The 11,028-nt window shown below is 65.5% G+C and carries 8 protein-coding genes; 5 read left to right on the forward strand and 3 right to left on the reverse strand.

Annotation, left to right across the window (positions count from 1 at the left end):
- Window positions 1–163: 163 nt before the first annotated feature.
- The 4 genes from QW881_RS17290 (at window position 164) to QW881_RS17305 (ending at window position 5,821) form a co-directional block, all read left to right on the forward strand.
- A complete protein-coding gene (locus tag QW881_RS17290; RefSeq protein WP_315737782.1) occupies window positions 164–2,671 on the forward strand; it encodes a penicillin-binding protein 1A in 2,508 nt (835 codons plus the stop codon).
- A 117-nt stretch (window positions 2,672–2,788) separates the two neighbouring features.
- A protein-coding gene (prfB, locus tag QW881_RS17295; protein WP_315737783.1) for a peptide chain release factor 2 occupies window positions 2,789–3,923 on the forward strand; the annotation gives its coding sequence in 2 pieces (ribosomal slippage) (window positions 2,789–2,857 and window positions 2,859–3,923; 1,134 coding nt in all).
- The gene (locus QW881_RS17300) at window positions 3,812–4,807 is read left to right on the forward strand and encodes an NAD(P)-dependent oxidoreductase (protein WP_315755807.1); all 996 of its coding nucleotides are present in this window, start codon (window positions 3,812–3,814) and stop codon (window positions 4,805–4,807) included. The genes prfB and QW881_RS17300 overlap by 112 nt, the downstream gene beginning before the upstream one ends.
- A gap of 111 nt (window positions 4,808–4,918) precedes the next feature.
- Complete coding sequence (locus QW881_RS17305) at window positions 4,919–5,821, forward strand: DMT family transporter (protein WP_409998966.1); 903 nt, start codon at window positions 4,919–4,921, stop codon at window positions 5,819–5,821.
- Window positions 5,822–5,836: 15 nt separating this feature from the next.
- On the opposite strand, the gene upp is transcribed toward QW881_RS17305, so the two are convergent.
- A complete protein-coding gene (gene upp, locus QW881_RS17310; RefSeq protein WP_315755610.1) occupies window positions 5,837–6,472 on the reverse strand; it encodes a uracil phosphoribosyltransferase in 636 nt (211 codons plus the stop codon).
- A 53-nt stretch (window positions 6,473–6,525) separates the two neighbouring features.
- The gene (locus QW881_RS17315) at window positions 6,526–8,253 is read right to left on the reverse strand and encodes a cation:proton antiporter (RefSeq protein WP_315755609.1); all 1,728 of its coding nucleotides are present in this window, start codon (window positions 8,251–8,253) and stop codon (window positions 6,526–6,528) included.
- Between the two features lie 25 nt (window positions 8,254–8,278).
- Between QW881_RS17315 and QW881_RS17320 the strand changes: the two genes are divergently transcribed.
- Window positions 8,279–8,833, forward strand: coding sequence for a DUF3124 domain-containing protein (locus QW881_RS17320; protein WP_315755806.1), 555 nt, complete (start codon window positions 8,279–8,281; stop codon window positions 8,831–8,833).
- 12 nt (window positions 8,834–8,845) lie between these two features.
- On the opposite strand, the gene QW881_RS17325 is transcribed toward QW881_RS17320, so the two are convergent.
- Window positions 8,846–10,996 carry a methyl-accepting chemotaxis protein gene (locus tag QW881_RS17325; RefSeq protein ID WP_316158544.1) on the reverse strand — a complete coding sequence of 717 codons (2,151 nt, stop codon included), beginning with the start codon at window positions 10,994–10,996 and terminating at the stop codon, window positions 8,846–8,848.
- Window positions 10,997–11,028 lie beyond the last annotated feature (32 nt).

Genomic DNA, 11,028 nt, shown 5'->3' on the forward strand with positions numbered 1-11,028 from the left:
GCAGACTTGTGATAGGCTTGACCGCTGATAGGCTTGACCGTGCGTTTCTCAGGCATGAGTCACGCGGCATTGCAGCTGACCGTGTGGTTTTTGGCGGTAGCGCCTGTGGGTGCGCCGCGTCCGAGCCGAGAGACGAAACAAGAGTTGGAACGGATATTCGCCGATGCGCTTTCTGGTGCGGTTTTTGGGCTTCCTGTTCGCGGCCGGTACCGTCTTGTTCCTGGTCGGTGTGGCAGCAGCGGCCGGCCTGATCTGGCATTTTTCCAAGGACCTGCCTGATTACTCCCAGTTGCAGGATTATGAGCCGCCGGTGATGACGCGCGTGCACGCGGCCGACGGCTCGCTGGTCGGTGAATATGCCCGGGAGCGGCGGCTGTACCTGCCGATCCAGGCGGTTCCCAAGCTCGTCATCAACGCCTTCCTCGCCGCCGAGGACAAGAACTTCTACGAGCATGGCGGCATCGACTTCACCGGCATGGCGCGCGCTGCCGTGGTCTACGCCCAGAACTTCGGCTCGAATCGCCGCCCGCAGGGTGCCTCGACGATCACGCAGCAGGTCGCCAAGAACTTCCTGCTGACCAACGAGGTATCGTTCGCCCGCAAGATCAAGGAAGCGCTGCTGGCGATGCGCATCGAGCGCACCTACTCGAAGGACAAGATTCTCGAGCTCTATCTCAACGAGATCTATCTCGGCTCCGGCGCCTACGGCATCGCCGCGGCGTCGCTGGTCTATTTCGACAAGTCGGTCAACGAACTGACGGTGGCCGAGGCCGCCTATCTGGCGGCTCTGCCGAAGATGCCGGGCAGCCTGCATCCGATCCGGAATCGCGACCGCGCCATCGAGCGCCGCAACTACGTCGTCGATCGTCTGCTCGAGAACGGCTGGATCAAGCAGGCCGACGCCGACAAGGCGCGCAAGGACCCGCTGACGATCGCGAGCCGCAACACCGGCGCCCACATCTTTGCAGGTGAATATTTCGCCGAGGAAGTGCGCCGTGACATCTTCGAGCGTTATGGCGAGAAGAAGCTCTACGAGGGCGGCCTGTCCGTCCGGACGACGCTCGATCCGAAGATCCAGGTCATGGCGCGCAAGGCCATGGTCGCCGGACTCGTGAGGTACGACCAGGAGCAGGGCTATCGCGGGCCTGTCTCCAAGCTCGATACTTCGGGCGACTGGGGCGTGAAGCTCGCGGACATCAAATCGCTCTCGGACATCTCACCGTGGCGGATGGCCGTGGTGCTCGAGACCAGTGACCAGTCCGCCCGCATCGGATTCCAGCCGCCGCGCGAGCTCGGCGGCGCCGTGAGCAAGGAGCGCCAGACTGGCCTGATCACGCTCGACGGCGTGAAATGGGCGCGGGCTGCGACGGCCAATGGCCGTGGCAAGGTGCCGACGTCGGTCGCCCAGGTGCTGCAGCCGGGCGACGTGATCTATGCCGATCCGCTGTACAAGGAAGGCAATCCGGTCGAAGGCCAGTATCGCCTCGAGCAACTGCCCGAAGTGTCCGGCGCGATGGTTGCCATGGACCCGAATACGGGCCGTGTGCTCGCGATGGTCGGCGGATTCTCCTTCGACCAGAGCCAGTTCAACCGCGCAACGCAGGCCTACCGGCAGCCCGGATCGTCATTCAAGCCGATCGTCTATTCGTCAGCACTCGACAACGGCTATACGCCATCGACCCAGGTCGTCGACGCACCGATCGAGATCGACCAGGGGCAGGGTGGCCAGGTCTGGCGCCCCGAAAACTTTACCAACGGCAAGTATCTCGGGCCCACGACCTTGCGCAACGCGCTGCGCCTGTCGCTGAACACGGTGACCGTGCGTCTGGCGCAGGACGTCGGCATGCCGCTGATTTCCGAGTATGCCAAACGGTTCGGAGTCTATGACGAACTGCCGAATTACCTGTCCTACGCACTCGGTGCGGGCGAAACCACGGCCATGCGCATGGTCACGGCCTATTCGATGATGGCCAATGGCGGCCGCCGGGTGAAGCCGACCTTGATCGACCGGATCCAGGATCGCTACGGCCACACCATCTTCAAGCATGATGCCCGCGAGTGCCGCGGCTGCGACGCGCCGGACGGCTGGAAGAACCAGAGCGAGCCGCAACTGGTCGACCGCCGCGAGCAGGTGCTGGATTCGATGACCGCCTATCAGATCACCTCGATGCTCGAGGGGGTGGTGCAGGCGGGTACGGCAACCGTGCTCAGGGAGGTCGGCAAGCCGATCGCCGGCAAGACCGGCACCACCAACGAGGCCAAGGACGCATGGTTCGTCGGCTTCTCGCCGGACCTCGCCGTCGCGATCTACATGGGTTACGACAAGCCGCGGCCGCTCGGTAAGGGTAATGCTGCGACCGGCGGTCATCTGGCCGCGCCGATCGCAAAAGATTTCATGAAGCTCGCGCTGGCCGACAAGCCGGCCACGCCCTTCAAGATCCCGGCCGGCATCAAGCTGGTGCGTGTCGACGCCAAGACCGGCATGCGGGCGAGCCCGGGCGACGGCGGCCGTACCATCATGGAGGCGTTCAAGCCTGGTACGGCGCCGCCGGACAACTACTCGGTCATCGGTGTCGCCGACGCCGATGGACGTGTGATGCCGTCGCAGGGCGGCGGCCAGCCTGATGCGGGCAGCTTCATCATCCGTCCGGGTACCGGGAGCCTCTACTAGGCCGGCGAAACAGTGCTGGTGCGGTGCAGAGCGATTGCGCTTTGCGCCGAGCGCCGTTACATCCCCCTGTGAGAGATGATGCCGCGGCGCTTCGAGCCGTGGCCTGAAGAGAGCGACATGCGCGCCGAAATCGAGAAAATCGTAGAAGAGATCAAGCAGTCGGTCGGGCTGCTGAGGAGGCATCTTTGACGTCGAGACATCGACGGCAAGGCTCGCTGAGCTGAACAAGCTCGCCGAAGATCCCAATCTCTGGAACGACCCCCAAAAAGCTCAGCGGCTGATGCAGGAGCGGACCTCGCTGGAGGATTCGCTGACCGGCATTGGCAAGGTCGAGCGTGAGCTCAGCGACAACATCGAGATGATCGAGCTCGGCGAGGCCGAGAACGATCCGGGGGTCGTCACTGAAGCCGAGAATGCGCTCAAGGAGCTGAAGAAGGAGGTCGCGCGGCGCGAGCTCGAGGCGCTGCTGTCCGGCGAGGCCGACAAGTTCGACACCTATCTCGAGGTCCATGCCGGCGCCGGCGGCACCGAGAGCCAGGACTGGGCGCAGATGCTGTTGCGCATGTACACGCGCTGGGCCGAGACCCACGGCTTCAAGGTCGAGTATCTCGAAGAATCGCTGGGTGAAGAAGCCGGCATCAAGTCCGCGACCATCCAGATCTCCGGCCATAACGCCTATGGCTGGCTGAAGACGGAAGCCGGCGTGCATCGCCTGGTCCGAATCTCGCCGTTCGATTCGAATGCGCGGCGGCACACCTCGTTCTCTTCGGTGCAGATCTTCCCGGTCATCGACGACAGCATCAAGATCGACATCAAGGAGTCCGATGTCCGGGTCGACACGATGCGGTCGGGCGGCGCCGGCGGCCAGCACGTCAACAAGACTGAATCGGCGGTGCGGCTGACGCACATCCCGACCGGCGTTGCCGTGGTCTGTCAGGCCGGTCGCTCACAGCACAAGAACCGCGCTCAGGCCTGGGACATGCTGCGCGCACGTCTCTATGAGATCGAGTTGAAGAAGCGCGAGGAGAAAGCGGCGGCCGACCAGGCGGCCAAGACCGAGATCGGTTGGGGCCACCAGATCCGCTCCTACGTGCTGCAGCCGTATCAGATGGTGAAGGATCTGCGCACCGGCGTGCAGACATCCGACACCGCCGGCGTGCTCGACGGCGATCTCGACGAGTTCATGGCGGCGACGCTGGCGCAGCGCGCGTTCGGCACGACGCCAGGCGCTGCGATCGAGGACGTCGATTGAGCGCGGCGCGCGTTGCATTCATCGGGCTCGGGCGCATGGGCCATGGCATGGCCGGTCGTTATCTCGACGCAGGCTATTCCGTCGCGGTCTGGAATCGCAGCCGGGCGAAGGCGGAGGATCTGATCGCGCGCGGCGCGCGCTGGTCGACCTCGCCTGCTGATGCGGCAATCGATGCCGATGCGGTCGTTACGATGGTGGCTGATGACGACGCCTCGCGCGCGGTGTGGCTCGGGCCGGATGGCGCCGCGGCCACCATGCGGGTCGGCACGATCGCGATCGAATGCTCGACCGTGTCGCGCGACCATACGCTGCGCCTGTCGCGCGAGCTGGATGCGCGCGGCGTGACCTATCTCGACTGCCCGGTGACCGGGCTGCCCGACGCGGCCGCGAGCGGCAAGCTCACCTTGCTGGTCGGCGCCGACGCCGCCGATCTCGACCGCGCGCGGCCGTATCTGGCGCCGATCGGCTCGACCATTCGCCATTTCGGGCCCGTGGGCGCCGGGACAGTCTACAAGCTGATCAACAACCTGCTTGGCGCGATGCAGATCGCAGGTCTCGCCGAAGGCCTTGCGATCGCCGAGCAGGCCGGGCTCGACATGGGGCTCGTGCTGGAGGCGATCCAGGGCGGCGTCGCCGCGAGCCCGCAGGTTCTGCGCCACGCGCCGCGCATGATCGCGCGCAACTTTGCCGATGCCAGCTTCACGGCGGCGCTCCGTCACAAGGATGCAGCCTATGCGCTGCAGCTCGCCGAGGAGCTGCTCGGTGAGCGTCCTGTCATGGCCCAGGCAGCCGTCGATGCCTATGCGCGGGCGAGGGCGGCGATGCCGGATGAGGACGAAGGCCGCATGATCGAGCTGGTCTCGCGGCCGAAAGATACGCGGTAGAGCGCGACGTCCGCGCCGACGGAAAGCGGGTGGACCTCGCTCCGCTTCATCTGCAACGTTCGCGCGGACATTGAACAGCGGTTTGCGGTGATGACATCCCTGAACGATAGCATGGACGCACGGGATTGGTCGCTGCTTGGGCTGCTATCGCTGCTCTGGAGCGGATCTTTCATCTTCAACGGCCTTGCCTTGAAGGAATTGCCGCCGCTGACGCTGGTAATGCTGCGCATCGTGTTGGCAGCCGCGATCCTGCTGCCGCTGTTGCGACTGCGCGGGCTCGGCTTTCCCAAGGGGTTTGCCGGCTGGCGACCGTTCTTTGCCGTGGCGCTGTTCAACAATGTCGTGCCGTTCTGCCTGATCGTGATCGGCCAGACGTTCATCACCTCCGGCCTTGCCGCCGTCCTCAATGCGACGACGCCGCTGTTCACGATCGTGGTGATGGCAGCCGCGGGAGAGGAAAGGCTGTCGGCCCGGCGGGCAGCGGGTCTGGTCGTAGGCCTCGTCGGCGTCGTGATCCTGCGAGGTGGGCCGGGGCTCGACGGCTCGGCAGGCGGCTACGGCTTTCTGTTCGGTCTCGGCGCGTCGCTCAGCTACGGTATCGCCGCGCTGCTGGTGCGCCGCCATCTCGCCCATTCGCCGCCGCTTGCGACCGCCACCTTCCAGCTCTCGGCTTCCAGCGTGATGATGCTGGTCATCGCCGCTGTCGTCGACCAGCCATGGCGTCTTCCAATTCCCGGACTGCAGACCTGGCTCGCGGTCATCGGGCTTGCGGCGCTGTCGACGGCCTTCGCCTATATCGTGTTCTTCCAAATCCTGCGCCGCTCCGGGGCGACCAACGTGATGCTGGTGACGTTGTTGATCCCGTTGACGACGATCCTGCTCGGGTCGCTGGTGCTCGGCGAAAGCATCTCGTTGCGGGAGATCGGCGGTGCGCTGGTGATCGGGAGTGCGCTGCTGGTGATCGATGGTCGCATCTTCAGCGTCATTCGTTTCTCGCCGCGACCGTCCTGCTGAACCGCTCGCCCACGATCACTTCGTGCCGAACATCCGATCGCCAGCATCGCCGAGACCGGGCACGATGTAGGCGTGGTCGTTCAGCTTCTCGTCGATCGCGGCGGTCCAGATCGGAATGTCCGGATGCTCCTTCTCGAATTGCGCGATGCCCTCAGGTGCCGCCAGCAGGCAGACGAAGCGGATGTCGCGGGCGCCGCGCGTCTTGAGGAGTTCGGCTGCCGCGCAGGCCGAATTGCCGGTCGCGAGCATCGGGTCCATCAGGATCACGGTGCGGTCGGTCAGGTCCTGCGGCGCCTTGAAATAGTACTCGACGGCCTGCAGCGTCTTCGGGTCACGGTACAGGCCGATATGGGCGATGCGCGCGGACGGCATCAGCGCCAGCATGCCGTCGAGGAAGCCGACGCCGGCGCGCAGGATCGGCGCAAGCGTCAGCTTCTTGCCGGCGATCTTCGGCGCCTTCATCGGCGCGATCGGCGTTTCGATGTCGACCAGCTCGAGCGGCAGGTCGCGCGTGACCTCGTAGGCCAGCAGCATGCCGATCTCGTTCAGCAGCTCGCGGAAGCCCTTGGTCGAGCGGTCACGCTCGCGCATCAGCGAGAGCTTGTGCTGGACCAGCGGGTGATCGACGACGTGAACGTTCGTGTTTGCCATGCTTCAAGTCCAGCGGGATCGGAGATTCTGTGGAAGATGGATGCGCGCCGGCCTCATGGCAGCACCTCGCGGCGATCGGCGAGCATGGCCTCGGCCTCGTTGCGGCGCTCCGACAACAGGCCGGCGCTGGCGTCCTGGATCAGGTTGAGCAGAACCTGCGCATCGCTGAGCCGCGGCACGGTCACATAGTCGGCGCCGGCGTCGTAGAGATCGTTGACGTCCGCGAGCAGGTCGGCGGTGGCGACGATCTTGGCCGTGGCATTGATGCTGCGGACGTGCCGCACCAGCTTCTCGTTGTTGGCGCCCTTGAGCAGCGAATCCGGGATGCTCAGGATGATCAGCTCGGCCTGGCCGACCCCCGCATGAACCAGCGTGTCGACATTGCTGATGTCGCCATAGGTCACCTGGATGCCGCGATCGGATAGGGTGCGAAACACCACCGGATTGAAATCGACCACGCCGATTTGCTCCAGCAGCGCCGGCTGGCTGCGCTCGATTTCGCTGAGGAGGGCGCTGGCGGTGCGGAAGAATCCGAGCAGCACGATCGGACGCCCGGCGCCGTGTCCGCCCTCGTGGCCGGCCTCGCCATCCTTGCTTGCATCGAGGTCGCGCAGACCGATCCGCTTGAGCAGCGGGATGCTTCGCCGCGCGATCGGATCGGAGCGGACGATGACGAAGGTCGAGAGCACCGCGAGCAGCACGAAGGCAAAAGACGCCGCGCTCGACGTGCCGTTCTTGAGGTGACCGGCGGCCGCGCCGGTCTGGATCACCACCAGCGAGAATTCGCTGATCTGGGCAAGGTTGAGCGCCGGCAGCAGGCTGGCGCGCAGGCCCTGCCGCATCATGTACAGCGGCGTGAAGGTGGTGAGCAGCCGGCTCGCCACCGTGAACAGCGCGATCACCAGCGCCAGCCCCACCACGGACATCGTCGGGATCGGGATGGTCATGCCGAGCGCGACGAAGAACAGCGTGATGAAGAAATCGCGCAACGTCGTGACCTTGGCGGTGACGTCGAGCGCGTAGGGGAAGGTCGATAGCGAGACGCCCGCGACCAGCGAGCCCATCTCGCGTGACAGGTGCAGCCTTTCTGCGATCTCGCCGATCAGGAAGCACCAGGCCAGCGCGCCGAGCAGGATCAGCTCCGGGGTACGCGCGATGCGATGGAACACCGGCGGCAAGACGTAGCGGCTGAGGAGCAGGGCGATCGCGACCAGCGTGCCGGCGCGGGCGAACGACAGCAGGATCACGCTGACATGGAGGTCGTCGAGGCTCGGCTGCACCGCCAGGAACAGGATCGCGAACACGTCCTGCAGCACGAGCACGCCGAGCGTGATGCGGCCGGGAAGGGTGTCGAGCTCGCGCTTCTCGTACAGCACCTTGACGATGATGACGGTCGAGGACAGCGCGCAGGCGACGCAGAGATAGAGCGCGTCGTAGCTTTCGGCGCCCATCCGCATGCCGATCGCGACGAAGAACAGGATGCCGAGCGCGGCGCCGCCGAGCAGCTGGACGCCGCCCGCGATGAGAATCACCGGGCCGGCGCGGATGATCTTCTTGAGGTCGATCTCGAGCCCGATCATGAACAGCATGAAGATCAGGCCGAGCTCGGAGATCACCGAAATCGACTCCTGGGACTTGACCCAGCCGGTGCCGAAGGGGCCAATGGCGAAGCCCGCGACCAGATAAGCGAGAATCGAGGGCTGGCGCCATTTATGCGCCGCCAGTCCAAGCACCCACGCAAACAGGATGCAGAGCGTGATGTCGCCGATCAGTTCATGCATGAAGCAACCCCCGGGGCGGCAACTTATGTCGTGCCGCCGCGCAAGGAAACCCGCAATCTGTCACATCCGGACCGGCGCATTCGCGCTGCTGCTCATCGCAGCTGCTGCGGCCGGCCCGGCGCAGGCCGCCGCCGACGTGACCGCCGCTTTCGCGAGCTCGCTGACGCCAGTTCCGGCGGAGCCCGTCACGGTCACGGGCGCCGTCTATGTCCCCGTCTATTCCAGCGTCGCGATGACCCCGGGCCGGGTCCAGGCCGATTTCTCGGTGACGCTGAGCATCCACAACGCCTCCGAGCAGCGGCCGCTGATCGTCCGGCGCATCAACTATTACGATACGGCCGGCACGCTGGTGGAGGCGCATCTGCGCGAGCCCGTCGCCTTGAGGCCGTTCGCGACCGTCGAGGTCTTCGTGCCCATCAAGGACACCCGCGGCGGCACGGGCGCCAATTTCGTCATCGACTGGGCCGCGACCGGTGAGATCGCCGAGCCCGTCGTCGAGGCGCTGATGGTCGGCGGCATCGGCGCCGGCCATTACGCCTTCATCAGTCAGGGCCGCCCGATCCGGCTGACCGGGCGGTGAGCGCGGGGCGGCTCAGGCCGCCCGCACGTTGCTGAGGAATTTGTTGACCTCCTGCCGCAGCCGGTCGCTCTCCTGCGACAGCGACTGCGCCGCCGACAGCACGTTGCCCGAAGCAGAGCCGGTCTGCGAGGCGCCGCGCTGGACGTCGACGATGTTGGTATTGACCTCGGTGGTGCCGCGCGACGCCTCCTGGATGTTGCGCGAGATCTCCTGCGTCGCCGCGCCCTGCTGCTCGACGGCGGCGGCGATGGTCGAGGAGATTTCCGACAGCCGCTCGATCGTCGTGCTGATCTCCCGGATCGCCGACACCGATTCCTGCGTCGCCGCCTGGATGCCCGAGATCTGCTGGGCGATCTCACCGGTGGCCTTCGAGGTCTGCTCGGCGAGCGCCTTGACCTCGGACGCGACCACGGCGAAGCCGCGGCCGGCATCACCGGCGCGCGCCGCCTCGATGGTGGCGTTCAGCGCCAGCAGGTTGGTCTGGCCGGCGATGGTGTTGATCAGCTCGACCACGTCGCCGATCCTCGCAGCTGCCTTCGAGAGCTCGTTGACGCGGTCGTTGGTGGTGCGCGCCTGATCGACGGCGCCGTTGGCGATGCGCGCCGATTCCTGCACCTGGCGGCTGATCTCGGTCACCGACGAAGTCAGTTCCTCGGTGGCCGAGGCGACCGACTGCACGTTCGTCGCGGCCTGCTCGGACGCGGCGGCCACGGTAGTGGCGAGCTCCTGCGAGCGCGTCGCGTTCGAGGTCAGCGTGCCGGCGGACGTCTCGAGCTGCGACGACGCCGAGGATACCGTCTGCACGATGCCGCCGATCGCGCTTTCGAATTCGCTGGCGAGCTTGTTCATTCCGGCCTTGCGCTTGACCTCGGCCGAGTGCTGCACAGCCTTCACTTCCTCGCTGTTGAAGCGGACGATCGCCTGCACGGTCTGCAGGTTGCGCAGCGCCTCGCCGAGCTCGTCGTCGCGCTCCACCGGGATGCGGTTGTCGAGCTTGCCCTGGCTGATGTTCTGCATCGCGTCGTTGAGCACCTTGAGCGGCCGCAGCACCGCGCGGATGCTCTGCAGGCTGAACGTAGCGCCGATTCCGATACCCGCCAGGATCATCACCGAAATGATCGCGAGCACCACCAGATATTGTCTCTCGGCCTCCTCGTAGAGCGCCTTGCCTTCCTTCACCTGGATCTGAACGAGCTTGTCGAGCTCGTGCTTGGCGGCCTCGAACAGATCATGCCCCTTGGTGGCGATATGCTGGCTCGCCTCGTCGAACTTGCCCTGCTCGAGCAGAGCCAATCCTGGCCTGATGCCTTCCTCCAGATAGGCCTTGCGCCTGATCGCGAAGGCATCGGCGACGATCTTCTCCTCCGGCGTCAGGTAGCTCGCCATGTAGTCGGCCCACACCTTGGTGATCCTGGCGCTGTTTCCGTCCACCAGCGCCCTGATGCCGTCGATCGGTTTTCCGGCCTTGCCGTTCGCCGCCGCGGACTGTTGCGACGACATGTTCTGCAAGGTGCGATCGTTGATCTCGAGCAATTGCGCCAGCGGGATCGTGCGATCCTCGTATAGCGACTTCATGGCGACGTTGGTGGAGCGGGTCGACAGCAGGCCGGCCGCGCCGATCATCAGCATGAACACGCCCAGCACCGCGGCCAAGGTCGTCAGGCGCGCCCTGAGCGTACCCGTGAACAGCGACAGGCGGTCGAACACCGAGCGGCGGCGGATGACGCCCGCGCTGATCGCGTAGCCCTGCGCCTTGTTCTGATTCAGCAGCCCGTAGACCTTCTCGGCCTCGGCGCGCTGCTCGGCCGGCAGCTTGGTGCGGATGGAGGTGTAGCCCGTGATCTCGCCATTCTCGCGGATCGCCGACGCGGTCGCCTGCACCCAGTAGAAGTCACCGTTCTTGCGGCGGTTCTTGACGGCGCCGGCCCACGGCTTGCCTTGCTTCAGCGTGTCCCAGAGGTTCGCAAATGCGGCCTCCGGCATGTCGGGATGACGGATGATGTTGTGCGGCTGGCCCATCAGCTCGTCCGGCGTAAAGCCCGCGGCGTCGACGAACTGGTCGTTGAAATAGGTCAGCTTGCCCTTGAGATCGGTGCGCGAGACGATCAGCGTCTCGTCGGTGATCGGGTATTCGTTGGACGTGACGGGTAGATTCTTGCGCACGGATATGAACTCCCAGCTGCCCAGTCGTATTC

This window comes from Bradyrhizobium sp. SZCCHNS3016 (assembly GCF_032484535.1).
Taxonomy (GTDB): domain Bacteria; phylum Pseudomonadota; class Alphaproteobacteria; order Rhizobiales; family Xanthobacteraceae; genus Bradyrhizobium.

Coding starts and splice junctions, on each gene's coding strand:
- QW881_RS17290 (WP_315737782.1), top strand. CDS start 164: ATGCGCTTTCTGGTGCGGTTTTTGGGCTTCCTGTTCGCGGCCGGTACC.
- QW881_RS17305 (WP_409998966.1), top strand. CDS start 4,919: ATGGACGCACGGGATTGGTCGCTGCTTGGGCTGCTATCGCTGCTCTGG.
- upp (WP_315755610.1), bottom strand. CDS start 6,472: ATGGCAAACACGAACGTTCACGTCGTCGATCACCCGCTGGTCCAGCAC.
- QW881_RS17315 (WP_315755609.1), bottom strand. CDS start 8,253: ATGCATGAACTGATCGGCGACATCACGCTCTGCATCCTGTTTGCGTGG.
- QW881_RS17320 (WP_315755806.1), top strand. CDS start 8,279: ATGTCGTGCCGCCGCGCAAGGAAACCCGCAATCTGTCACATCCGGACC.